Genomic DNA, 26,142 nt, shown 5'->3' with positions numbered 1-26,142 from the left:
CGGGTGGCCTCCACCCGGCGGGTCCTCACCCCAGGTCCGCGGCCTCGATCCTGAGCGTGGCGGGGGGTTCGCGGCGCTCGGCCTCCAGGTGCAGCCTCTGGACCCCCTCCTCGGCGGTCCCGGCCACCTCCCCGGAGCACGGGCAGGGGTCGTCGGTGAATCCGGCGAACCGGTAGGCGATCTCCATCATCCGGTTGCGCTCCGTGGGCCGAAAGTCCGCGACGAGGTGCCTCCCACCGCGCGCGGCCTGGTCGACCAGCCAGTTCAGGATCGCGGCGCCCGCACCGAAGGAGACCACCCTGCAGGAGGTCGCCAGCAGTTTCAGGTGCCACACCGCCGGGTGCCTCTCCAGGAGCACCACTCCGACGGCCCCGTGGGGGCCGAAGCGGTCCGCGAGGGTGACGACCAGCACCTCGTGCCCGGGGTCCGACAGCAGCCCGCGCAGTACGGCGTCGGAGTAGTGCACTCCGGTGGCGTTCATCTGGCTGGTCCGCACGGTCAGTTCCTCGACCCGGGACAGGTCCTCCCCGCCGGCCCTACCGATGCCCATCACCAGGCCCAGGGAGCGCAGGAACTCCTCGTCGGGGCCGGTGAAGTCCGTCCGTGCCTCCTCGCGGGCGAACCCCGCCTGGTACATCGTGCGCCTTCGCCGCGCGTCCACGGTGACCACGGGCGGGCTGAACTCCGGCATCTCCGGCAGGGACGCGGCCTGCTCCGCCGTGTAGCAGCGGACCTCGGGGAGGGAGAACTCGACCTCGGCGCGTTCGGCGGGCTGGTCGTCGATGAAGGCGACCGCCCCGTGGGCGAAGTTCAGCCGGTCCGCGATGGCCCGTACCGACTGCGACTTGGGGCCCCAGCCGATGCGGGGAAGCACGAGGTACTCGGCCACTCCGAGCTTCTCCAGCCAGGCCCAGGCCATGTCGTGGTCGTTCTTGCTCGCGACCGCCTGGAGGATGCCGCGGGAGTCCAGCTCGACCACCACGTCGCGGAGCTCCTCGGCCAGGACCGGCTCGTCCCCCTCCAGGATGGTCCCCCGCCACAGCGTGTTGTCGAGGTCCCACACCAGGCACTTCACCAGCGCCGGATCGCGGCTCTGCGTGTCTGCGCTCACCGTTGCTCCTCCTCTTCGCTTCGGGAATGGTTCAGTCGGCGGTGGCAAGGGCGTGGTCGGCCAGGAGGAGTGTGCACATCTCGCTGCTGCCCTCGATGATCTCCATCATCCGGGCGTCCCGGTGGGCGCGCGCCACGGTGTGGCCGTCGCGGGCCCCCGCGGACGCCAGGACCTGCAGCGCCGCACTCGCGCCGGAGACCGCGTGGGTGGCGCTGACGTGCTTGGCCAGCACGGTGGCGGTGACCATGTCCGGCGAACCGGCCTCCCAGCGGCCGCTGGCGTGCTCGCACGCGCGGGTGGCGATCTGTTCGGCGGTGTAGATCTCGGCCAGGTGGCGCGCGACCAACTGGTGCCGGGCGATCGGGACGCCGAACTGTTCGCGGGTACGGGCGTGCCGGGCCGCCTCGGACAGGCAGGCGCGCAGGATGCCCACGCACCCCCAGGCCACCGACATGCGGCCGTGCGCCAGGGCGGCCGTGACCAGGAACGGCAGGGGGAGCCCGCCGCCGCCGAGCACGGCGTCGGCCGACACGCGCACGCCGTCGAAGGTGACGTCGGCGTGCCCGGCGGCCCGGCAGCCCAGGGGGTCGGAGATCCTCTCGACGGTGACGCCGGGGGCGTCGGCGGGAACGACGACCGCGGCCGCCGCGTCCCCGAACCGGCCGAACACCAGGAGCATGTCGGCGTAGGCCGACGTGGTGATCCACGACTTGCGCCCGTCGACCACCACCGTGTCCCCTTCGGCCCGGATGGTGGTCGCCATGGCCGAGAGGTCGCTGCCCGCGCCGGGCTCGCTGAAGGCGGCCGCGGCGATCCGCCCGCCCGTCAGGAGCGGCAGGTAGCGGTCGCGCTGGTCCCCGTTCCCGAGCCGCTCGACGCTGCCCGCGACCATCTGCTGCGAGGTCATGACGCTGCGCACGGAGCTGCACAGGCTGCCCACGTGCGCGGTGAGCTCCCCGCCCTCACGGCTGTCCAGCCCGCGGCCGCCGTACCGGGATGGGACCTGCGGGCACAGCAGACCGCCGGAGGAGAGTTCGCGCAGCACCGGTCCGGGCAGCTCCCCGGAGCGGTCCCACGCGTCGGCACGGTCCCCGACGACCTCGCTGACCCGCGCCGCGAGGGCCGTCACGTCGTCAGCCATCGGTGTCCTCGTCGGCCTTCAGCCGCCGGACCAGGGCGGCCATGGTCCGGACCGTGCGGAAGTTGTCGAGTTTCAGGTCGCCGCCGCGGATGGAGACCCCGTGGGCCTGCTCCAGGTGCACGACGAGTTCCATGGCGAACATCGACGACAGGCCGCCGGTGGCGAACAGGTCGACGTCCTCGTCCCACGACGCCCTGGTCCGGCCCTCCAGGAAGGTGATGAGGTCGGCCTCGATCTGCCCGTGGCTCCGGGGTGTCTGTGCGGGCGTGGTCATGACAGTTGCTCCGTCCGTTCGTAGGTGAAGAAACCGCGGCCGCTCTTACGGCCGTGGTCTCCCGCCCCGACCTTCTCCAGGAGGAGGTCGCAGGGGCGGCAGCGCTCGTCGCCGGTGCGTTCGTGCAGGACCCACAGGGAGTCGACGAGGTTGTCCAGGCCGATCATGTCCGCGGTCCGCAGCGGCCCCGTCCGGTGGCCGAGGCAGCCGACCATGAGCGCGTCGACGTCCTCCGCGCTGGCGGTGCCCTCCTGGACCACCCGGGCGGCGTCGTTGATCATCGGGTGCAGCAGGCGGCTGGTGACGAACCCCGGCGCGTCGGACACGGTGACGGACTCCCGGCGCAGCGTGCGCAGCAGGCCGTCGAGGGCGTCCAGGGTGTGCCGCGAGGTCCGCGGGCCCCTGATGACCTCCACCGTGCGGATCAGGTAGGGCGGGTTCATGAAGTGGGTGCCCACCACCTCGTCGGGGCGGGGGTGGTGTCCGGCGAGGTGGTCCACGGGGATGGACGAGGTGTTGGTGATCAGGACCGTGCCCGGCTTGGTCCTGGCGCCCACCTCCGTGAGGAGCGCGGCCTTGGTGTCCTCGTCCTCGGTGACGGCCTCGATGACGACCGTGGCCTCGGCCGCGGTCTCCAGTGAGGTGGTGGTGTCGAGCGCGCCGGGCCGCACCCCCTCCGGTGCGGCCCCCATCAACCGGGCGACGCGCCCGTGGTACGCGATCCTGTCGCGCGCCCCGTCGAGGGCGGCCGGGTCGACGTCGACCAGCGTCACGGGCACGCCGTGGCCGAGCATGAGGGAGGTGATCCCGGCGCCCATGGTGCCGGCTCCGATCACCGTGATCCGGTGTCCGCCCGGGCTGGGCGGCGCCTCCTGCGTGGGCATCAGGGCCTCCTGTCTTCTGTGCGGGGTACCGCCGGGGGAGACGGTACGCGGGTGCGGGGAGGGCCGTTCACAGACCGCGCTCCGACAACCAGTCGTGCAGCACCCGGGCGACGATGTCGGCGTGGTCCTCCAACATCGTGAAGTGGTCGCCGGGAACGGTGATCCGCTCGTGCGGGGGCGCCCAGCTGAACGGGGGGATGGGGGCTCCGTCCCGGTCGGTGATGGGGTCCTCCGGCCGCAGGACCACCGAGGGCGCCGCGACGGACCCGAGGCGTACGTCGGCGAACAGCCGCATGTAACGTCCCATCGCGGTGAGGCGGGCGCTGTCGACGATGCCCAGGGCGCCGCCGCGCTGGAGCATCTGGGCCTCCGTGGTCGGCAGGACCGCCTCGTCGTCCGGGTGCGGCGGGTCCAGCAGCGCCAGGGCCGCCGGGCGCACACCGCGCTCCTCCAGGAGTTGGGCCACGGCGTGCGCGACCGGCCCGCCGGAGGAGCGGGAGACGAGGACGAAGGGGCGCCCGTCGGCGCAGCGGGCGACGGCGTCGGCCTGCGCCGACAGGGCCGCCGCCAGCGTGTCCGGCAGCGGTTCCCCGTCCCGGAAACCCGGGTGGGGGACGACCTTGACCTCCCGCAGACCGCGCACGCCGCCGGCGAACCTGGCGAACTCCTGGGGTCCGGAGGCCAGGACGATGGACGGCAGGCACACCAGGACGGAGGAGTCGGCCTCCTTGCTCGACAGCACGACCGGACCTCGGGCGCCGACGTAGCCCTCCGCCTCGGAGAAGGCGGGACGCACCAGCCCTGCCGTGTCCAGCAGCCGCATGCCCTCCGCGGTCCTGCCCTGACGGCAGAACTCCTCGAAGAGCGCGACGAGGCCGTCCGGCGTCCCCAGCCCGTCCGCCTCGGGAGCCCCCGACGCCCCGCGCGTCCGAGGGGCCGCCTCGTCCGGGGCGGGCAGGCTCTCCAGGAGGAAACCCGCCACGGCCGTGGGCGTGGGGTGCTTGAACGCCAGCCCGGCGGGAAGGCGCAGTCCGGTCAGGGAGCGGAGCTGGTTGCGGAGCTCGACCGCGGTGAGCGAGTCGAAGCCGATCTCCAGGAAGTCCCGGTCGACCGGCACGTCCTGGGGGGCGGAGTGCCCGAGCACCTCGGCCGTGGCCTCCCGCACGAGGTCCAGGACGAGCTGTCCGCGCTGTTCGGTGTCCGCCCCGGCCAGACGGCGGCGCAGGTCACCGGAGTCGGCCGTCAGCCCAGCCGCCCTGCGGCGCGGCCGGCGCACCAGCGCGCGCAGCATCGTCGGGACGTCGGCGCCCCTCATGCTCCGCTGGGACATCCCCGCGACGTCCAGCGGCACCGCCAGGAGGTGGGCCGCGTCCGTGGCCAGGGCCTCCTCGAAGAGCGCCTTCCCCCGCTCGGTGGCGATCTGTTCGCTCATGCCCATCCGCGAGTACCTGTGCAGGTCGGTGTCGTCCAACCGCACCGTGAGCTGGCTGCGCTCGGCCCACATGCCCCATCCGATGGTGGTGGCGGGCAGGCCCTGGGCGCGGCGCCGGTGCGCCAGGGCGTCGAGGTAGACGTTGGCCGCCGCGTAGTTGGCCTGGCCGGGGTTGCCCAGCGTGCTGGCCGCCGAGGAGAAAAGGACGAACTCCCGCAGGTCCAGGTCGCGCGTCAGCTCGTGCAGGTTCAAGGAGGCGTCGACCTTGGGCCGCATCACGTGGTCGACGTGTTCCCTGGTGAGCGCGGTGAAGACGGCTCCGCCGACGGTGCCGGCGATGTGGACGACCGACCTGAGCGGCCGGTCCGGGGGAACCGAGGCGATGACCTGGCGCAGGGCGTCGCGGTCGGCGGTGTCGCAGGAGGCGAAGGACAGGGTGGCCCCGAGCCCGGCCAGGTCGGCCTGGAGTTCGGGGCTGGTGCCGTCCCGCCCGCTGCGGCTGACCAGGAGCAGGTGGCGTGCTCCGCACTCGGCGGCCAGGTGGCGGACGATCACGCCGCCGACCGTTCCGTTGGCGCCGGTGACGAGCACGGTCCCGTCCGATCCCAGGTCCAGCGACCGCTCCTCCCTCGGCGCGGCGCGGTCCAGCCTCGGGACGAGCACCGTGCCGCCGCGGACGGCGGCCTGGGGCTCCCCTGCGTCCAGTACCGCCGCCAGGGCCGTCGGCGCGGACCCCGCGTCGTCCACGTCGACGATGGAGCACCTGCCGGGGAACTCCATCTGCACGGTGCGGGCCAGCCCCCACAGGGGCGCGTGGTCCAGGTCCGGTACGTGGTCGCCCTCCGCGGCGCTGACGGCGCCCCGCGTGAGCAGGACCAGGGGGAGGTCCTCGCAGCGTTCGTCGAGCAGCCAGCCCTGGAGCCGGTCCAGCGCCCGGTAGGTGGCGGTGTAGGCGGCCTCGGCGGTGTCCTCGGGATCGGTGGCCGCGCACGGCACGACCACGGCGGACGGAACGGGGTCCCCGGCCGCCAGGGCCGCGTGGAGCGCGTCGGCGTCCTGGTGGGACCGGACCGGGTGGCCCGCCGCCGCGAGGACGTCCGCGACGGCCAGGGGGTCGGGACCCACGACCGCGAGGGGCCGGGGGCCGTCGGCGGACGCGGGCGCGCCGGTGGGTTCGGACCACGTGACCCGGAACAGGTCGTCCCCTCCCCCGCGGGTGGCCGCCGCCAGTTGCTGGGGGCTGATGGGACGTATGACCAGGGATCCGACGGAGGCGACGGGGCGGCCCGAGGGGTCGGTGAGCTCCAGGGAGACCGAGTCCTGTTCCGTCCGGGACAGACGGACCCTGACGTGCGCCGCCCCGGTGGCGTGGAGGGTGACGTCGGACCAGGCGAAGGGGAGGCCGGCCGCCTCGGCGAGGCTCGGGCCGCCGGAGGGGGCGGAGGTGTGCGGGAGGGCGAGGGGGTGCTGCGAGGAGTCCATCAGCGCCGGGTGCACGCCGAACCGGGCGGCGTCGGCCCGCGCCCCCTCCGGCAGCCGGACCTCCGCGTACAGGTCGTCGCCGTCCCGCCACACCGCCCGCATACTGCTGAAGACCGGCCCGAAGGCGTTGCCCATCTCGGCGATGCGGGGGTAGAAGTCGTCCACCGGCACCGGGACGGCGCCCTTCGGCGGCCAGGACGCGTCCTGCTCCGGAACCCCTTGCTCCGGCCGGGGCCGGGTGACCTGGCCGCTCGCGTGCTGGGTCCAGGGGCCGTCGTCGCCGCCTCCGGGCCGGGAGTGCACGGCGAGCGGCCTGGCGCCGTTGGCGTCCGGCGGGCCGACCCTGAGCTGGAGCTGTACGCCCCCTCGGGTCGGGAGCCGCAGCGGGGTGTGCAGGACCAGTTCCTCCACGCGCGGGCACCCGACGCGTTCGCCGACGTGCAGGGCGAGTTCGAGGAAGGCGGTGCCGGGAACCAGGACCATGTCCAGCACGACGTGGTCGGCCAGCCAGGGGTGGCTCTCCAGGCCGATCCGGCCCGTGAACAGGTACTCGTCGCCGGACGCCAGGGAGACCGCGGCGCCGAGCATGGGGTGGTCGGCGCCGCTCAGCCCCGCACGGGTGACGTCCGCGCCCTCGGCCCCGTCGACGGCCCAGTGGTGGCGGTGCTGGAAGGCGTAGGTCGGCAGGTCCACCTTCCGGCGTCCGCCGAACAGCCGGGACCAGTCCACCGCGACGCCGTGCGCGTGCGCCTGCGCGAGCGAGGCGAGGAAGCGCTCGGGCCCTCCCTCGTCGCGGCGCAGGGTGCCCAGTGCCACGGCGCCGTCGGCGCCCGCCTCCTGGCAGGTCTCCTGGACGGCCGTGCCGAGCACCGGGTGCGGGGACACCTCCAGGAACGCGCCGTGTCCGTCGCGGAGCAGCGCGCCGACGGTCTCCTCGAAGCGGACCCGGTGGCGCAGGCCCCGGTACCAGTAGTCGGCGTCCATGGGCGTGTCGCCGAGGGGTCCGCCCGTCAGGGAGGAGTAGACCGGGACGTCGGGCCGCCGGGGGACGACACCGGCCAGGGCCGTGAGGACCCTGTCCCGGAGACGCTCCACGTGCGGTGTGTGGGAGGCGTACTCGACCGGGACCAGGCGGGCGTGCACGCCCCGGGCCTCGTACTCCTTCACCAGGCTCCGCACCGCCTCCGGCTCTCCCGCGACGACGGTGGAGGCGGGGCCGTTGACGACGGCGACGTGCACCCGGCCGCCGAACTCGGCCACGCGCTCGCCCAACTCCTCGGAGCCGAGCGCGACCGAGGCCATCGCCCCGGTGCCGGCGAGTTCCAGGACCGCCCGGCTCCGCAGCGCCACGACCCTGGCCGCGTCGTCGAGCGAGAGCGCCCCGGCCACGCACGCCGCCGCGATCTCCCCCTGGGAGTGGCCGACCACGGCGGAGGGCTCGACGCCGAGGGACCGCCACAGCGCGGCGAGCGAGACCATCACGGCCCACAGAGCCGGTTGCGCGACGTCGTCGCGGTCCAGGGCCGCGGCTCCCTCGTCCTGTCTGAGCACGGCCGCGAGCGACCAGTCCACGAACGGTGACAGCGCGCGCTCGCAGTCGGCCATCGTGCGGGCGAAGACGGGGGAGGCGGCCATCAGGTCGACGGCCATGCCCTTCCACTGGGAGCCCTGGCCGGGGAAGACGAACACGGCGCGCTCCCGGACGGCGGTGCCCCGGTGGACGCCGTCGTCAGGGGCGGCCCTGCCGATGGCGTCCAGGCCCCGGAGGAGGCCCTCCCGGTCCCGCGCCGTCACCACCGCCCGGTGCTCGAACTCCGAGCGGGTGGCGGCCAGGGACCATCCGACGTCGGCGGGGTCGAGTTCGGGACGCCTCGCGAGGTGGTCGTGCAGGCGGGCGGCCTGGGCGCGCAGCGCCGCCTCCGACCGTGCGCTGACCAGCCACGGAACCGTGTCCGTTTCCAGCGGGGCCGGGCCGCTCCCGTTCGCGGGTGCGGGCTCGGAGTCCTCCGGGGCCTCTTCGAGGACCACGTGGGCGTTGGTCCCGCTCACCCCGAACGAGGACACGGCTGCGCGGCGCGGACGGCCGGTCCGCGGCCACGGCGCGGCCTCGGTCAGCAGCGCCAGCGCCCCGGACCCCCAGTCCACGTGGGCGCTGGGCTCGTCCACGTGCAGGGTGCGGGGCAGGACGCCGTGCCGCATCGCCATGATCGCCTTGATCACGCCGCCCACACCCGCCGCCGCCCCGGCGTGGCCGATGTTGGACTTCAGCGACCCCACGCCGACGGGCCTGTCGGCGGGGCGGTCCCGCCCGTAGGTGGACAGCAGCGCGTTGGCCTCGATGGGGTCGCCCAGCGTCGTTCCCGTCCCGTGCGCCTCCACCAGGTCGACCTCACCGGGAGCGAGCCGTGCGTCGGCCAGGGCCTCCCGGATCACGCGCTGCTGGGCCGTTCCGTTGGGCACCGACAGCCCGCTGCTGGCACCGTCCTGGTTCACGGCGCTGCCGCGCAGCACCCCCAGCACGCGGCGACCGTTGCTCCGGGCCGTGCTGAGCCTTTCCAGGAGGAGCATGCCCGCCCCCTCGGACCAGCTCGTACCGTCGGCACCGGAGGAGAAGGCCTTGCAGCGGCCGTCCGGGGCGAGTCCGCGCTGGCGGCTGAAGGCGACCCAGGGGCCGGTGTTGGTGTACACGCTGACGCCTCCGGCCAGGGCGAGGTCGCACTCGCCCTCCCTCAGGGAGCGGGCGGCCAGGTGGAGCGCGACCAGCGAGGAGGAGCAGGCGGTGTCCAGGGTCAGCGCGGGGCCCTCCAGGCCCAGGGTGTAGGACACCCGGCCGGCCGCGACGGCCGACATGCCGCCGGTCAGCAGGTAGCCCTCCAGCTCCTCCCCCGCCTGTCGGATGGACGGGCCGTAGGACTGGCCGACCATGCCCAGGAACACCCCGGTGGAGGTGCCGCGCAGGGTCGCGGGGTCGATGCGCGCGTGTTCGACGGCCTCCCAGGAGGTCTCCAGCGCCACTCTCTGCTGCGGGTCCATGGCGGTGGCCTCACGGGGGCCGATCCCGAAGAACCCGGCGTCGAACCCGGCGGCCCCGTGCAGGAAGCCGCCCCTGCGCAGGTAGCTCGTCCCGGGGGTGGCGGGATCGCTGTCGAACAGCGTGTCCAGTTCCCAGCCCCGGTCGGTGGGGAAGTCGGTGAGGCCCTCCGCGCCCCGCTCGACGAGCTCCCACAGGTCGTCGGGGGAGCCCACCTCCCCCGGGTAGCGGCAACCGATACCGACCACGGCGATCGGCTCGTGCCGCCGTTCCTCCATCTCGTCGATACGGCCGCGGGCGTGGCGCAGGTCGATCGCGAGCCGGCGGGCCAGTGTCTGGAACTTGTCCTCATGCGTCATGGGAGACCAACTTCGGGTGCGGGAGCGTACGGCTGCTAGGAGATTCCGAATTCCTTGCCGATGAGCTCGATGAGCTCGTCATCCTTCGCGCCTTCCAGTTCCTCGGTACCGTCCGTCGTCGCCCCCCGGCCTTCGGTGAGCGTGTACAGCAGATCGCGGAGTCCCGCCGCCACGGCCTCGCGTTCGGCGCCGGGCAGGTCCGTGGCCCGCACCGCCGATCGGAGCCGGTCCAGGGCGGTGGTCGGGTCGGCGGTGCCGCCGTCGCCGGAGGAGAGCAGCAGGGAGAGCAGGTGCCGGGCGAGGGTCAGCGGTGTGGGGTGGTCGAAGGCGGCGGTCACCGGTAGTTCCAGGCCCGTCGCCGCGTTCAGGGCGTTGCGCAGGCGCACCGCTCCCAGGGAGGTGCCGCCCGCGTCCAGGAAGCCGCGCCGGACGTCCACCTGCTCCGGCGAGGCGAAGCCGAGCACGGCCGCCACGTGTTCACGGACCAACGCGACCACGGCTTCCTCGCGCTCGCGCTCGGACAGCTCCGACAGCGCGGACAGGCTCCCGCGCGGGGAGGCCCCGGTGTCCGCGGGCACCCGCTCCGCAGGGGCGTCCGGCGGGGTCGCGGCGGAGCGGGGTGCGGGGTCCAGCCAGTAGTCCCGGTGCTGGAACGGGTACGTGGGCAGCTCGACCACGCGCGGGTTGTACTTCGAGAACACCACCGACCAGTCCGGGACGGTGCCGCACACCCACGTCTCGGAGAGGGCCGCCAGGAACTCCCGGGGACCGCTGGCCCTGCCGTGGAACGCGCCGAGGACGGCGGTCTCGCCGCCGTTCGCTCCGGCGGACTCCAGCGTCTGCTGGACGCCGATGGTCAGGACCGGCCGCGGACCCATCTCGACGAACGTGGTGAACTCGTCCTCCGCCATGGCGCGTACGGCCTCCTCGAACCGCACGGTCTGGCGGATGTTGCGGTACCAGTACTCGGCGTCCATGGTGGTGCCGTCGATCCGGGCACCGTGAACGGTGGAGTACAGCGGCAGCTCCCCCTGCCCCGGGCGGATCCCGGCGAGCGCGGTCAGGAGCTCCGCCCGCAGGGCGTCGACCTGCCGGGAGTGCGCGGCGAAGTCCGCCGCGACGGGGAAGGCGAGGACGCCCTCCTCGGCGCACCACTGGGAGAGCTCCCCGAGCGCACCGTCGTCCCCGGCGACCACGACCGCGCTCGGTCCGTTGTGGGCGGCCACGTCCAGTCTGCCGCTCCAGCGCTCCAGCGAGGGGGGCTCCTGTCCGGGACGCAGTTGCAGCGCCAGCATTCCGCCGCTCCCCACCAGGGGCAGGACGAGCCTGCTCCGGAGGGCCACCACCGCGGCGGCGTCCTCCAGGGTCAGGACACCCGCGACGTGCGCGGCGGCGATCTCCCCCTGCGAGTGGCCGACCACGGCGGAGGGCTCGACGCCGTGGGACCGCCACAGCCGGGCGAGCGAGACCATGACCGTGAACAGCAGCGGCTGGGCCACGTCGGGACGGCCGGTGTCGGGAGCGCCGGGACCGCCGCGCAGCGCCGCCGTCACCGACCAGTCGAGGTAGGGCGAGAGCGCCTTCTCGCACTCGTGGACGGCCTCGGCGAACCGGGGTTGCGCGTCGATGAGGGCGCCCAGGTCCAGCTCCGCGTCGAGGGCCCCCTGCCCGGGGAAGACGAACGCGGTGCGGGGCTCGGCCACGGTGCGGCCGCGGATCACGCCCGGCGCCGGCCTCACGTCGGCGAAGGCGTCCAGCGCCTCCAGTGCCTCGGCCCGGTCGTCGGCCAGGAGGACCGCCCGCTGGGGGAACCCGGACCGTGCGGTGGCCAGCGACCAGCCCACGTCCTCGGCCGCGGTCTCGGGGGACAGGCGCAGCAGGTCGGCGAGCCGGGCCGCCTGTTGGCGCAGCGCGGCCTCGTTGCGCGCGGACAGCACCCACGGGACGGGGCCCGCGGCGCCCGCCGGGCGCGGTTCCGGCACGGCGTCGTCGGGAGCCTGTTCGAGGACCAGGTGCGCGTTGGTACCGCTCATCCCGAACGACGAGACCCCGACGCGCCGCGGCCTGCCGGCCTCGGGCCAGGGCCTGGCCTCGGTCAGCAGCCGGACACCGCTCCCGGCCCACTCCACCAGGGGCGAGGGCTCCTCCGCGTGCAGGGTCCGGGGCAGGACTCCGTGGCGCAGCGCCATGACGGACTTGATCACGCCCCCGACTCCGGCGGCCGACTGCGCGTGGCCGATGTTGGACTTGAGCGAACCCAGCCAGAGGGGGCGGTCCTCGGGGCGGCCCCGGCCGTAGGCGGCGATGAGCGCCTGCGCCTCGATCGGGTCGCCCAGCCTGGTACCGGTGCCGTGCGCCTCCACCATGTCTACGTCGCCCGGGGTGAGGCCCGCCTCCTCCAGGGCCCGTGCGATGACGCGCTGCTGTGACGGTCCGTTCGGGGCCATGATCCCGTTCGAGACCCCGTCCTGGTTGACGGCGCTGCCGCGCACGACCGCCAGGACCGTGTGCCCGTTGCGTCGGGCGTCGGAGAGCCGCTCCAACAGGATCATGCCCACGCCCTCGGCCCAGCCGGTGCCGTCGGCGTCCGCGGAGAAGGCCTTGCAGCGGCCGTCGGGGGCCAGGCCCCCCTGCCTGGAGAACTCGGTGAACAGCCCGGGGGAGGCCATGACGCAACTGCCCCCGGCCAGGGCCAACGAACACTCCCCGCCGCGCAGGCTCCGGACCGCCTGGTGCAGGGCCACCAGCGAGGACGAGCACGCCGTGTCCACGGTGACCGCGGGGCCGGTCAGGCCCAGGGTGTAGGACACCCGGCCGGAGGCGACGCTGGGCGAGGAGCCGGTGAGCGCGAAGCCGTCGGAGGAGGCGTCCAGCAGCCGGGGCCCGTACTCCTGGGCCATGGTGCCCACGAACACGCCGGTCTCGGAGCCGGCCAGCGACTCCGGGTCGATCCCGGCCCGTTCGACCGCCTCCCAGGCGGTCTCCAGCAGGAGCCGCTGCTGCGGGTCGGTCGCCACCGCCTCACGCGGGGAGACCCCGAAGAACTCGGCGTCGAAGGCGGCCGGGCGGTCGAGGAACCCGCCCTGACCGGTCGAGGAACGCGGCTCCCCGGAACGCCCGACGAGGAGCTCCTCCAGGTCCCAGCCCCGGTCGGCGGGGAAGGGGCGCACCGCGTCGCGTCCCCGCGAGACGATGTCCCACAACCCCTCGGGGGTGTCGGCTCCTCCGGGGAAGCGGCACCCCATCCCGACGATGGCGATCGGTTCGGGCCGGGTCGAGCGGTCCAGTTCCTCGCGCAGCCGCGCGTTCTCCTTCATCGCGGCACGGAGCGCCGCGACCAGGCGTGCGTCATCAGTGGTCAACTGCCGTCTCCTGTCCAGCGTGGTGGGGATCGTGCTGCCCCCGGAGTGCGAGGGTGACGAGTTCGTCCACCTCCATGGTGTCGATGCCGGTGTCCGGGTTCCCGGCTCCGGCACCGGACCCGGAGCCGTCCTCCCCGGCCGCGTCCCGGTCCGGGGACTCGGGGAACAGCAGCAGGAGGAACGCGGCCAGGGCACGCGGGGTGGGGTGGTCGAAGACCGCGGTGGCCGGGATCCGCACACCTGTCGAGGCGCTGAGCCGGTTGCGCAGCTCCACGCCCGTGAGCGAGTCCAGACCCAGGTCGGTGAAGGGCCGGTCGGCGCCCACCCGCGAGGTCCTGACGTCGGGTCCGTGGCCGAGGACCACGGCGGTGTGCGTGCGGACCTCGGTGAGCAGCGCGCGCTCGCGCTCGGGCCCGGACAGCGCGGAGAACCGCTCGGCGGCGTCCTTCTTCGCCCCCCTCTCGCCCCCGGGTGCGCGCGCACTCTCCGGGGACCGCCCGCCCAGGCCCCGGAGCACGCCGGTACCGGTGCCGGCGGCGGGGTCGAACAGGGCGGGCACGCAGTGGACCATGTTCCGCAGCAGGGCGGTGTCCAGGTGCCGCAGGGCCTCGTCCTCGGGCATCGGGAGCAGTCCCGTCCGGCCGAGGACACCGAGGTCGGTCCTGTCCAGGTGGCCCGTCATCCCGCTGGCCCCGGCCCACAGCCCCCAGGCCAGGGAGGTGGCGGGCAGGCCGTGCTCCCGGCGGTGGTGGGCCAGTACGTCGCAGAAGACGTTGGCCGCGGCGTAGTTGGCCTGTCCGGCGGTGCCCAGGGTTCCGGCCACCGACGAGAACAGCACGAAGGCGCCCAGGTCGGCCTCCGCGGTCAGCTCGTGCAGGTTCCACGCGGCGTCGACCTTGGGGCGCAGCACCCTGTCGACCTGTTCGCCGGTGAGCGAGGTGACGGTGGCGTCGTCGAGGACGCCGGCGGTGTGCACCACCGCGCCGAGCGGGCGGTCCGCCGGGAGCCCGTCCAGGACCCGCTCCAGGTCCTTCCTGTCCGCGGCGTCGCAGGCGGCCACGCTCACCCGGGCCCCGAGTGCCTCCAGTTCGGCCGTGCGCGCCTCCTGGCCCTGCGCCTCGGGGCCGCTCCGGCTGACGAGCAGCAGGTCGCGCACGCCGTAACCGGTGACCAGGTGGCGTGCCACCCGGTGCCCCAGGGTGCCGGTGCCGCCGGTGACCAGCGTGGTGCGCTCCTGCGGGAAGGGCGCCGGAACGGTCAGGACGAGTTTGCCGACGGTCTCCCCCCGCTGGAGGCCGCGGAGGGCGTCCTTGGCGTCGCGGAGGTCGTGGACGGTGACCGGAGGGGGTTGGAGCGTGCCGCTGGAGAAGAGCTCCAGGACCCGCCCGAGCATCTGGCCGATCCGCTCCGGGGCCACGTCCGTCAGTTTGAACGCCTCGTAGCCGCGTCCGGGGAAGTCCGCGGCGACGTCGCGGACGTCGCGGACGTCGGTCAGCCCCATCTCCACGAGCCTGCCGCCCGGCCCCCCGCCGTCGCCCGGGGAACGCAGGAGCCGCAGGGAGGCGTCCACGAACTCCCCGCTGAGCGAGTTGAGGACCACGTCCATGCCGCGCCCGCCGTTGGCGGCGCGCAGCCGTGCTTCGAACTCCAGGTCGCGGGAGGAGGACAGCCTCTCCTCGTCGAGCCCGTACTCGGCCAGACCGGCCCACTTGCGGGGGCTCGCCGTACCGAACACGTGCGCTCCCATGTGCCGTGCGAGCTGGACGGCCGCCGTTCCCACGCCCCCGGCCGCGGCGTGCACCAGGACGCTCTCCCCCGGGCGTACCGCGGCCAGGTCCACCAGGGCGTAGTAGGCCGTCAGGAAGGCGACCGGCACGGCCGCTGCCTCTTCGAAGGACCATCCGTCGGGGACCCGGGCGAGCCTGCGGGCGTCGGCTACCGCGATCGGGCCGAACGCCCCGTCGAACACGCCCGCCACGCGGTCGCCCGGGTTCAGGCCCGTCACCTCGGCGCCCGTCTCCAGGACGGTCCCGGAGCCCTCCAGGCCAATCGCCCCGTCCCCCTCGACCATGCCGAGCGCGACCACCACGTCCTTGAAGTTGACGCCGGCGGCTCGGACGGCGACGCGCACCTCGTGCGGGCCGAGCTCCTCCCCGGCCTCCGGCGCCGGCAGCGGTTCCAGGTTCTCCAGCGAACCGGGACGGCTGCTGCCCAGGCGCCACAGCGCGCCGGGGGGCGTCAACCAGCCGTCGTCTTCGGCCCCGGTCAGCCGGGGCACCAGGACCGCGCCCGCGCGCAGGGCCATCTGCGGTTCACCGAGCTCGACGGCTCCGGGCAGGACTCGGTGGGAGTCCTCCGACCCGTCGGAGTCCACGAGCACCAGACGCCCGGGGTGCTCCCTCTGGGCGGCCCGCAGCAGACCCCACACAGGCGCCGCGGCGAACCCGCTGAGCCGCGTGCCGGGGCTTGTGGCCACCGCGCGCCAGGTCACCACCACCAGGCGGGAGTGCTCGGTGCGCGGGTCGGTGAGCCAGGTCCGGATGGTCCCCAGGACCGCGTCCAGCCCCTGGCGGACGGACTCGGGCACCGAGGTGCCGCCCTCGGCGTAGACCGCCGCGGCCGGCAGTTCGGTGTAGACCACCGGCGGCACCGCGCCGTCCCGGCCCACGGCGTCCAAACCGGGCAGCCCGGTGGGGACGGAGGGCGCGGAGCCGGGTTCGGCGGCCTTCTCCCACACCAGCTCGTACACGGCCGACACCTCGGACGGGTCGCGTTCGGGGAGGGCGTCCCCGTCCAGCACGCGCATGGCCAGCTCGTCCACGGCCAGGACGGTGTTCCCTGCCTCGTCGAAGACGCGCACGCGGTAGCGGTCGGCGCCCAGCTCGGTGGCGCGCACGCGCAGGCGTCCGCGCGCGGCCTCCTCGTCGAGGGCGCTCACCCGTACCCCCGACCAGGCGAAGGGGACCGTCAGCGTGTCCTCGCCGCTACCGCCGTACAGCAGGATCGCGTGCAGGGCGGCGTCCGCCAGGGCCGGATGGGGGCCGTGGAAGGGGCCGCCGGTGTACGGCGTGTCGGTCGGTTCGACCTCGGCAAGGATGTCGCCCCCGCACCGCCACACGCTCCTCAGCCCCTGGAAGAGCGGACCGTAGGCGTAGCCGCGCCGGGCCAGACTGGTGTAGTCGGGTCGAAGGGTCACCGGGTCGGCGTCGGCCGGGGGCCAGGACGGGTCCGCCGGAACGGAGCCGTCCGCGTCGGCGGGTCCGGTACCCGGCCCCGGCTCGTCCGCGAGGACTCCGGAGGCGTAGCGGGCCCAGGGCGCGTCCGACGCGGCCCGCGCGGAGCGGGCGTGGACGTGCACCTCGCGCCGCCCCCGGTCGTCGCTGGCGCCAACGGTGACCTGGAGCGCGGCTGCCTCGCCGCGCGTCAGCACCAGCGGCGCCTCCAGGACCAGGTCGGCCACGGTGGCGGAGCCGACCCGGTCGGCCGCGTACGCGGCCAGGTCCACCAGCGCCGTGCCGGGCACGACGATCCGGCCGAGAATGCCGTGGTCGCGCACCCAGGGCTGGCCGTCGGTGCCGATGCGCCCCGCGAACACGGTGCGCCCGTCGACCAGCGCCAGACCCTCGTCGAGCAGCGGCTCAGCGGCCTCGCGCGGTTCGGGTCCGGCCCCGGCCCGGACGGAGGCGTCCACCCAGTGGCGTTCGCGTTGGAAGGGGTCGTCGGGGACGATGACCGCGGCGCCCTCGTCGGCCACGCCCTCCAGCACCACGTGCGCGTTGGTACCGCTGATCCCGAAGGAGGACACCGCGGCCCGGCGCGGGCGCCCGGTGTCCGGCCACGGTTCCGGTTCGGTGAGCACCCGCACGCCGCTGCCGTCCCAGTCGACCTTGTCCGTGGGCACGTCGGCGTGGAGCGTCCGGGGCAGCCGCCCGTACCGCAGCGCCTCCACCGTCTTGATCACCCCGGCCACACCGGCGGCGGCCTGAGCGTGGCCGATGTTGGACTTGAGCGAGCCCAGCCGCAGGTCCTCCGCGGAGCCCCCGCGCGCCCGGCCGTACACCGAGATCAGCGCCTTGGCCTCGATCGGGTCGCCGAGCCGGGTGCCCGTGCCGTGCGCCTCGACGGCGTCGATCCCGTCGGGCTCCACCCCGGCCGAGGCCAGGGCCTGACGGATCACCCGCTCCTGGGCGTCGGGGTTGGGCGCGGTCAGCCCGTTGCTGGCCCCGTCGGAGTTGACCGCGCTGCCCTTGACCAGCGCCAGGACCGGGCGCCCGGCGCGACGGGCGCGTGATGCGCGCTCCAGCAGGAGCACGCCCGCTCCCTCGGCCCAGGCTGTGCCGTCGGCCTCGGCCCCGAAGGCCCGGCAGCGGCCTTCCGGCGACAGCCCGCGCTGGGCGGAGAACTCCAGGAACATGCCGGGGGTGGCCATGACGGTGGCTCCCCCGGCGAGGGCCATCTCGCACTCGCCCCTGCGGACCGCCTCAGCCGCCTGGTGCAGGGCCACGAGCGAGGACGAGCAGGCGGTGTCGATGGTCAGCGCCGGCCCGCGCAGGCCGAGGACGTAGGCGACGCGGCCGGAGGCCACGCTCAGGGTGCTGCCGGTGAGCCGGTACCCCCCGTCGTCGCCCGCGCCCGGGTCGGCCAGGCGCGGCCCGTAATCGGCGGGCATGGCGCCGACGAACACGCCGACCTGGCGTCCGCGCAGGTCGTCCGTGCTCATCCCGGCACGCCGGATCGCCTCCCAGGAGGTCTCCAGCAGCAGTCGCTGCTGGGGGTCCATGGCGTCGGCCTCGCGGGGGCTGATCCCGAAGAAGCCGGCGTCGAACAGGTCGGCGTCGTACAGGAATCCGCCCGAGCGCGCGTAGGTGCGTCCGGGGACGCCGGGTTCGGGGTCGTACAGGTTCTCCAGGTCCCAGCCGCGGTTGTCGGGGAAGTCCCCGATGGCGTCCACACCGTCGTCGACGAGCCGCCACAACTGCTCGGGGGAACGCACCCCGCCCGGCAGGCGGCAGGCCATCGCGGTGATGGCGATCGGGTCGTCGTCCAGGCCCGGCGCCGTGACGGCGGGGGCCGCCGCGGCCGCGGGGGGAGCGGTCGCGGGCGGGGCGGAGGGCGGCCCGGCGGCCCCGGGCACCTTCTCCCCCGCCTCCTCGACCAGGAACTCCGCGAGCGCGGAGGGGGTGGGGAGTCCGAACAGGACCGTCTCCTCCAGGGTGACCCCCGTCTCCCGGGAGAGCGCCCGTCCGAGCTGGAGGAGCATCATCGAGTCGAAGCCCAGGTCGCGGAAGGCGCGGCGCTCGTCCGAGGCCTCCAGGGACGCCCGCCCGAGCACCCGGGCGGTGTGCCCGCGCACCAGCGCGCGGGTGCTCCGGGCCTGACCGAGGGGCGCGGCGGGGGACGCGTCGGGTTCGTCGGCCGACGGCCCTTCGACGGGTGCCGGGGCGTGGGTGTGCGGCCAGTAACGCTGGCGCTGGAACGGGTAGGTCGGCAGGTCGACGCGGCTCGCGCCGGTTCCCGCGAACAGTGCCGCCCAGTCGACGCCGACCCCGGCGGTGAACGCCTGCGCCGCCGAGGTCAGCAGTTGCGCCTGGTCACCGGACCCCCGGCGCAGGGTCGGCAGCACCCTGCCCCGCGCCCCGCGGGCGTCCAGCGTCCGCTCGACGCCGAAGGAGAGCACCGGGTGCGGACCCACCTCGACGAAGGTGGTGTGGCCGGACTCCACGGCCGCGTTCACCGCGTCGGCGAAGCGGACGGTACCGCGCAGGTTCCGGTACCAGTACGACGCGTCCGTCCGCGCCTCGGCCCCCTCCAGGGGCCCTCCGGTCACGGTGGAGAGGAACGGCACCCGGGCGGGGCGCGGTTCGACCCCTTCCAGGCACGCGAGCAGCTCCTCGCGGATGTGCTCCACGTGAGCGGAGTGGGAGGCGTAGTCCACGTCGACCAGGGCGCCGTGGACTCCGCGGTCGACGCAGAGCTCGACGGCCCGGCGCACCGCATCGGGACTTCCGGAGACCACGACCGACTCGGGACCGTTGACCGCGGCCAGGTGGAGGTCCTCCTCACCCGCGACGAGCTCCCCGGCCCGTTCGGGGGACAACCCCAGCGAGGCCATGCCGCCGCTTCCGGCGAGCGAGGTCAGGGCACGGCTGCGCAGGGCCACGACCTTGGCGGCGTCCTCCAGCGACAGGGCTCCCGCCACACACGCCGCGGCGATCTCACCCTGGGAGTGCCCGATGACCGCCGCCGGCTCCACGCCCAGCGCCGACCACACCTTGGCCAAGGAGACCATGACCGCCCACAGCACCGGCTGGACGACGTCCACGCGCGCTCCCGGACCGGTGTAGGCCGGTGCCCCGGGTTCGCCGCGCAGTACCTGGATCAGCGACCAGTCCACGTGGAGGGAGAGGGCCCGCTCGCACTCCAGCAGGCGCCGGGTGAACACCTGGGCCAGAAGGCCGTCACCGTCGAGGAGGTCCCGGGCCATCCCCTCCCACTGGCCGCCCTGTCCGGGGAAGACCAGGACGGGCCGCTCCTGGGCCTCGTCGGCGGGAGCGGACGAGGGCGCGACCGACTCCAGCTCCCGCGCGCCGTCACCGCCCGAGGCGAAGACGACCGCGCGGTGCTCGAACACGGTGCGTGTGGTGGCCAGCGACAGGCCCACGTCCTGCACCCGCAGGCCCGGCCGCGAAGACACGAAGAAGTGCAGGGAGGAGGCCTGGGCGCGCAGGGCCTCCTCGGACCGGGCCGTGAGGATCCACGGGACGGGGTCGATGCCCCCTTCCCCCGTCGCCGGTCCGGACCGGTCCGTGTGGACCGGCGGGGGCGGACCGAGCACCAGGTGGCAGTTGGTGCCCCCCATGCCGAAGGAGGAGACACCCGCCAGCGGAGCGTCCGCGGGCCACGGCTCGCGCCGCAACTGCGGGCTCAGCCGCAGCGCCTCCAGGTCGATGCCGGGGTGGGGCCGGGTGAAGTTGCGTGTCGGCGGGAGCTGTCCGTGGGAGAGGCTGAGCACCGTCTTGACCAGTCCGACGATTCCGGCGGCGCCCTCCAGATGGCCGACGTTGGTCTTGGCCGACCCCACACGCAGCGGCTCCTCACGTCCGCCGGAGAACACCGCGCCGAGCGCGGCCGCCTCGACCGGGTCCCCCGCCGGGGTGCCCGTGCCGTGCAGTTCCACGTAGCCGACACGCGCCGGGTCGACCCCCGCCCTGCGATGGGCGGCGCGCAGGACCCCCTCCTGGCCGGCGGCGTCGGGCCGGGCGAGGTAGGGGGTCCGGCCGGAGTTGTTCACGGCACCGCCGCGCAGGACCGCGTGGACGCGGTCGCCGTCGGCCAGGGCCCGGCCCAGGGGTTTGAGCACGACCACGGCGCCGCCCTCGCCGCGCACGTAGCCGTTGGCGCGCGCGTCGAAGGTGTAGCAGTGCGCGTCCGGGGAGAGCCCGCCGAACCGGGCGACGCTCTCGGTGCTCTCGGGGACGACGATGAGGTTGACCCCGCCGGCCAGCGCCGTACCGCACTCGCCCCGGCGCAGGCTCTCCATGGCCGCGTGCACGCTGACGAGGGACGAGGACTGTCCGCTGTCCACGGTCAGGCTGGGCCCGGACAGTCCGAGGGCGTAGGAGACACGGTTGGCGATCATGCCGCGCTGGGTGCCCGTGAGCGTGTGGTGGGTGGCGCCGCCGGGCACGGCACGCTGTTGCAGGAGGCCGTAGTCGGCGGCGACGGCACCGGTGAACACACCGGTGTCGGTGCCCCGCAGGGAGTCCGGTGCGATGCGTGCGCGTTCCACGGCCTCCCAGCTCAGCTCCAGCATGAGCCGCTGCTGGGGATCCATGGCCAGTGCCTCGCGCGGCGAGACCCCGAAGAATCCGGCGTCGAAGTCCTCGGCCCGGTCGAGGTAGCCGCCCCAGTAGGGGTCGCGCGTGGCGGAGGCGACGCCGAGCCGCTCGGGAGGGGCGGAGATCGCCTCCCTGCCCTCGCACAGCAGCCGCCAGAAAGCCTCCGGAGTCGACGCTCCGGGGAGCCGGAGGGAGAGCCCGACCACCGCGATCGGTTCATCGGCCCCAGGAGTCGTCCACGCACCCGTCACCATCGTCGTCTCCGATCTCACACCACCGGCCCCTCGCTCCGCGCGCGGTGTGCCGGAAATCCGCCTACCGGAGATCTTCCGGTGCAAATGCACGGGCCACCGCTGTGTGTTCGTACAGGCCAGGAATGGTCGATTAGCGGTCCGCGCCCCCGTGCGGCCGGGGGGAGCGGAGGTTTTCGTCAACTCCGGAGGAGAGGAAGGGTACTACCGGAGTTCACCGCGGGTCTCATCATCAGCAGAGGGCTTTGCACGACACTAACAAATCAGTCCACATACGGACAGTTCGCCCTCAAGAAACAAATGACCCACCACTCACCATGCCACGCTTTCGGACATCAACCCGAAGGATAGTACCCACAGTTCACAGCCGGTGACAACGGAATCTTTATTTTCGGACGTTTCTTTCTTGAATTCCGGTCCAGCGAGTGACCGAGTGACACCTCCCACAGAAAGCGGCCTGAGCCCGGTGTCCGCCGGACACCGGGCTCAGGCCGCTGGGTACGCACGCGTCAGTCGCCGTGGCGTGCGCGCACCTCAGCCACGTACTCTGCGGCCAACTCCGGGTCCAGCAGCCACTTGCCGTAGTCCGGAGAGTAGTCCCACCCCTGGATCCAGCGGTCGGAGATCTCCCGGTACTTCACGGCGGCGGACAGCAGCTCCACCATCTGCGGGGACATGTCCCCCTGGTCCCACCAGGTGGAGCACATCTCGGACCATTGCTGGTTGTAGAGACCGAATTCCCAGAAACGGTCGAAGGTGCGGACCAGAAATCCCTCGTCGAAGGGCTGGTCACCGCGTTCGATGATGGCCTCCAGGTAGGCCTCCGCGCACCGGGTGGAGTTGTTCCAGCTCTGTCCCACGTAGGGGTCCATGGTCACGATGACGTCCGCCATCCCGAGGACGCGTCCGCCGGACGGGAGGACCCCCACGGGGTTGCGCACCTGGGGGGTCAGGTCCTCCACCAGGGTGCTGTTCCTGCCGTCGATCAGGACCGCGTCCTTGGCCCGCTCGAAGTACTCGGGAGCGTACCGGCGGAGGAGGTCCTTCATCCGGCGCAACTGCTCCTCCGGGCCGGGACGGTCGGGCCAGGTGTCCATGGGACCGCCGCGCTTGTCGACCATGACGAGCGAGTGGCAGGGGCCGTCCTGGCCGAGGATCGGCAGCAGGATGATGTTGCCCGCCTCCGCGGCGGACGCGGCCCAGCTGATGTTCTCGTCCTGGCCCTCGGCCGGCCAGACGTCGTAGACGTGCGCCTGGGCGATCGCACGCGGCCTGGCCCCTGAGAACCTGCTCTCGTCGTAGTCGAAGAGCTGGCCGAGCTCGCCGTGGCCGACCGCCACGATGATCAGGTCGAACATCCGCGAGAAGTAGTCGAGGTCGGTGACCGTGACACCGTGGATCACGACCTTGCCGCCGCGGTCCTCGAAGTACTCCAGCCAGTCGGCCATCTTCACACGCCTGTCGATGGAGACGGCGTAGTCGTTGTTCTCACCCGTCCTGCCGGTGAAGGACATGAGGCTGCCCCCGCCCGGGTACAGGTGCACCGTCTGCTCCCTGATCTGCGGCGACAGTGCGCTCCAGAGGTCGAGGTTGAAGTTTCGCTCGTGCTCCAGGGCGGTGGGGAACGTGAACTGCGAGATCGACGGCCTGCCCGTCCGGATCTCCATCGAGGACTGCCCCGTGATCACCGTGACGTCGTATCCATGGGTGAGGAGCCCATGGGCCAGGTGCAGGCCGGCGTGGCCCGCACCGACGATAAGGATCTTGCGCATTGTCGCTAACTTTCCTGGGGAATCTGCGGGGCGGTGGGAAGACCGGCGTCTCCCCGTCCGTCAGGCGACGGGCTCGCTGGCGCGGTTGTGCTCCAACGCGTACCGCAGCAGCGTCTTGAGCACCTCACCCCCGGACAACCGGTTCCGGGCGTCGAAGTCGATGATGGGTACCTCAGGACTGACCTCCAGCGCCTCGCGGACCTGCTCGGAGGTGTAGTCGAGGCGGCCCTCGAACTTGTTCAGCGCCACGATGTAGGGGATGCGTTTGTTCGTCTCGAAGTAGTCGACCGCGTCGAAGGAGTCCGCGAGCCTCCGGCAGTCGACCACGACGACGGCGCCCACCGCGCCCCGGACCAGATCGTCCCACATGAACCAGAAACGCGCCTGACCCGGTGTGCCGAACATGTACATGACCAGTTCGTCGTCGATGGTGATGCGACCGAAGTCCATCGCGACGGTGGTGGTCGTCTTGTCGGGTGTGATCGAGGTGTCGTCATGACCGATGCTGGCCTCGGTCATGATCGCCTCGGTTGTGACAGGGGGAATCTCCGACACCGAGCGCACCAAGGTCGTCTTGCCGGCGCCGAAGCCCCCGGCGATGACGATCTTGCTCGACATCTTCTTGCGATTCGACCTCTTGTCACTGGAAAAGTCGTTCGAGACCACGAAGAGCCCTCTCCAGAACCTGGTTTTCCGATGGACTGCTGCCGGTGATGGTCGGGTGGATGTACACCAGGTCCTGTTCGGCCAAGTCGCTGACCAGAACCTGGGTGACGCCCAGGGGGATGTTCAACTCGGCCGAGACCTCGGCCAGCGACCGGGTCTCCCGGCACAGCTTGTAGATACTGATCGACTCCGGCATGAGGGTGCCAGGAGGTTCCTGCCCAGGCTCGGACGTCGAGACCAGGGTCTGCACCATCAGCGGATGCCGCGACCGTGTCCGCCCACCCGTGAAGGTGAACGGACGGACACGGTTACTCCTTCGCCTGCGGAAGCTCATAGCCGAGGCAACCTCTCCTCCCGAACGGGCACCGTCGTCAGTTCTGGATGACCTCGCGCAGCTGCGAGCGCAGCTGCGGCGTGAGCACGTGGGCGACGTTCTCCACGAGCTTGGTCATCTGGAAGCCGACGATCTTGAGCTCGGTGCCCGGGGCGGTGAGCACCGCCATGCAGGAGCCGTCGCTGATCGCCATGATGAACAGGTGGCCGTGGTTGAAGCGGACCAGCAGCTGTTCGCACTCACCCCTCTGGAAGAGGTTGGCGCCGCCGACGGCGAGGCTGTGCAGACCGCTGGCGATGGCCGCGAGCTGCTCGGCGTGCTCCTCGGGGAAGTCGCTGGAGTGCGTCAGGACCAGGCCGTCGGAGGAGACGACGACGGCGTGCTCGACACCGCGCACGTCGCGGACGAAGCGGTCGATGAGCCAGGAGAAGTTCTCAACACTGTCGTTCACGGATTCAGTCATCGCTGTGCCTTACCTGCCTGGGCCGAGGTTCGTGTTCGCTGCTTTGGTGTATGCGGGGGCACGCCGGGAGGGGCGCCCTGGACGGGGTCGGGATCCGTCACTTCTTCTCGTCCTTGGGCTCGTCTCCGCCCTCGCCGCCCTCTCGGGCCTCGCGCTCGCCGTCGAAGAAGTCGCCGAGCTCGTCGCGGATCTGCTCGGCCCGGGCGTCGCCGGTGAGCCTGGGCGGGGTGTCCTCGCGGGCCTGGGGCTGGGTGTCCGGCTTCTGTCCGGGGCGGGGCATCATCCGCAGGGGCGACCCGTGCGGGGTGGCGCTGCGCCGGGGCAGCCCGGCGGAGGTCACCGACGAACCGCTCGCCGCGGAGGGCTTGCCCGTGCTGTTGGCGGCGGGTCGGGCGGGAGCCGGAGCGGGCGCGACCGGCTTGGCGGCCGGGGCGGGCTCGGCCGGCGGTGCGCTGGTCGGGACGGTCGAGGTGCGGGCCTGTCCGGGGGTTCGCGGCGTGGCCACGCGCAGCAGCTCCTTGGGGATGATCGCGTAGGCGCTCACCCCGCGGAAGGATCGGGTTTCGAGCCTGGCCTCAAGCCCGTGCTTCTTGGCGATCCGGCTGGCGACGTACAGGCCCATGTGGCGGGGAACGTCGGCGTCCAGGACGGGTTCGCCCGCGAGACGGTGGTTGAGTTCGGAGAGCTGTCCCTCGGGGATGCCCACGCCCTCGTCCTCGACGACGATCATGAGGCGCCCGTCGGCCATCTCCTGGGCGCTGATGACGACCTGGGAGTGCTCGGGCGAGTTGGCGGTGGCGTTGTCCAGCAGTTCGGCGAGCAGGTGGCTGATGTCGTCGGCCGCCATACCGGTGATGGAGGTCTGCGGGATCTTGCCCATCCGGACGCGGGGGTAGTCCTTGATCTCGGAGGTGGCGGCGCGGGCCACGTCGAGGAGGGGGACGATCTCGTCGTGGGCGTCGGACTCGCCCCCGTCATGCCCGGTGAGCACCAAGAAGTTTTCCCCGTTGCGCCGCATACGGGTCGCGAAGTTGTCGATCTGGAAGAGCTTGTCGAGCAGGTCGGGGTCCTGGGCGTCGGTCTCCAGCTCCTCGACCATCTCCAGCAGAGCGTCCACGAGCGACAGGTCGCGCATGGCCAGACCGGCGAGGGCCTCGTTGAGGAGGCTGCTGCCGCCGTCGGAGGGCGCGGAGGCGGCCGCGGCTGGGGCGATCGCGTCCATGAGGGCGGCTCTGCGCTCGGCCAGCGTCTCGGCCGGGGCCTCGGGGGTCGCTTGGGCGGGCTCCGAGGCGGCCCCGGCCGGGGCCTCGCGCTCCTGTTCCCGCTCCGGCTGCTCCTTGCCCGCGTCCGTGTCGGAGCCCGCGCGCGTCAGGGCCCGGTCGTCGCGCTCGGCGGAGTCGGTCCGGGGCTCGGCCTGTTCGGCGAAGAGCGTGGCGGCCGACTCGGCGCTGATCACCTGCGGCTGCTGTCCGGCGGTGAGCACGATGATGTGCTGGACCGGCTGACCGTAGGGGTTGTACTGGCCCGGGTAGAACATCGGCTGGCCGTGCATGACGTAGCCGGGGGGCTGGAAGGGCGCCGGATAGGCGCTCTGGTAGGTGACCAGCGGCTGGGGCGGGTACTGCGCCGGGTAGTGCGCGGGCTGCGCCGGGTAGGGGTACTGGCCCTGCGGCTGGGGCGCGTAGCCGCCGTGCTGCTGCGGAGCGGCGGGGTAGGGCGCCGGGGCCGGCTGCGGGTGCGGC

General features: G+C 73.4%; 12 protein-coding genes. All 12 read right to left on the bottom strand.

Annotated features, from left to right (window positions below):
* Nucleotides 1–25: 25 nt before the first annotated feature.
* Complete coding sequence (locus tag ABD54_RS09340; protein WP_047869043.1) at nt 26–1,111, bottom strand: HAD family hydrolase; 1,086 nt, start codon at nt 1,109–1,111, stop codon at nt 26–28.
* Nucleotides 1,112–1,142: 31 nt separating this feature from the next.
* Nucleotides 1,143–2,252, bottom strand: a complete 1,110-nt coding sequence (locus ABD54_RS09335) for an acyl-CoA dehydrogenase family protein (RefSeq protein ID WP_047869042.1) — start codon at nt 2,250–2,252, stop codon at nt 1,143–1,145.
* Nucleotides 2,245–2,526, bottom strand: a complete 282-nt coding sequence (locus ABD54_RS09330; protein ID WP_047869041.1) for an acyl carrier protein — start codon at nt 2,524–2,526, stop codon at nt 2,245–2,247. The genes ABD54_RS09335 and ABD54_RS09330 overlap by 8 nt, the downstream gene beginning before the upstream one ends.
* Nucleotides 2,523–3,410 (bottom strand): 3-hydroxyacyl-CoA dehydrogenase family protein, encoded by an 888-nt coding sequence (locus tag ABD54_RS09325; RefSeq protein WP_047869040.1) that lies wholly within the window; start codon nt 3,408–3,410, stop codon nt 2,523–2,525. Before ABD54_RS09325 ends, ABD54_RS09330 begins: the two co-directional genes overlap by 4 nt.
* 67 nt (nt 3,411–3,477) lie before the next feature.
* On the bottom strand, nt 3,478–9,714 hold the full coding sequence (locus ABD54_RS29360) for a type I polyketide synthase (protein WP_053063565.1): 6,237 nt from the start codon (nt 9,712–9,714) through the stop codon (nt 3,478–3,480).
* Between the two features lie 35 nt (nt 9,715–9,749).
* The gene (locus ABD54_RS09315; protein WP_047869039.1) at nt 9,750–13,076 is read right to left on the bottom strand and encodes a type I polyketide synthase; all 3,327 of its coding nucleotides are present in this window, start codon (nt 13,074–13,076) and stop codon (nt 9,750–9,752) included.
* Nucleotides 13,066–21,168 carry a type I polyketide synthase gene (locus ABD54_RS09310; RefSeq protein ID WP_047869038.1) on the bottom strand — a complete coding sequence of 2,701 codons (8,103 nt, stop codon included), beginning with the start codon at nt 21,166–21,168 and terminating at the stop codon, nt 13,066–13,068. Before ABD54_RS09310 ends, ABD54_RS09315 begins: the two co-directional genes overlap by 11 nt.
* A 506-nt stretch (nt 21,169–21,674) precedes the next feature.
* A complete protein-coding gene (locus tag ABD54_RS09305) occupies nt 21,675–22,937 on the bottom strand; it encodes a styrene monooxygenase/indole monooxygenase family protein (protein ID WP_047869037.1) in 1,263 nt (420 codons plus the stop codon).
* Between the two features lie 60 nt (nt 22,938–22,997).
* Nucleotides 22,998–23,555 carry an ATP/GTP-binding protein gene (locus ABD54_RS09300; RefSeq protein WP_047869036.1) on the bottom strand — a complete coding sequence of 186 codons (558 nt, stop codon included), beginning with the start codon at nt 23,553–23,555 and terminating at the stop codon, nt 22,998–23,000.
* 22 nt (nt 23,556–23,577) lie between these two features.
* Nucleotides 23,578–23,937, bottom strand: a complete 360-nt coding sequence (locus ABD54_RS09295; RefSeq protein ID WP_013151545.1) for a DUF742 domain-containing protein — start codon at nt 23,935–23,937, stop codon at nt 23,578–23,580.
* A 37-nt stretch (nt 23,938–23,974) separates the two neighbouring features.
* A complete protein-coding gene (locus ABD54_RS09290; protein WP_013151544.1) occupies nt 23,975–24,400 on the bottom strand; it encodes a roadblock/LC7 domain-containing protein in 426 nt (141 codons plus the stop codon).
* A gap of 97 nt (nt 24,401–24,497) precedes the next feature.
* On the bottom strand, nt 24,498–26,142 hold a 1,645-nt coding region (locus ABD54_RS09285; protein WP_047869035.1), incomplete at its 5' end, for a sensor histidine kinase KdpD.

This window comes from Nocardiopsis sp. RV163, assembly GCF_001029525.1.
GTDB classification, from domain to species: domain Bacteria; phylum Actinomycetota; class Actinomycetes; order Streptosporangiales; family Streptosporangiaceae; genus Nocardiopsis; species Nocardiopsis dassonvillei.
The sequence above is the reverse complement of the archived record's forward strand: the minus strand, read 5'-3'. Positions and strand labels throughout refer to the sequence as shown.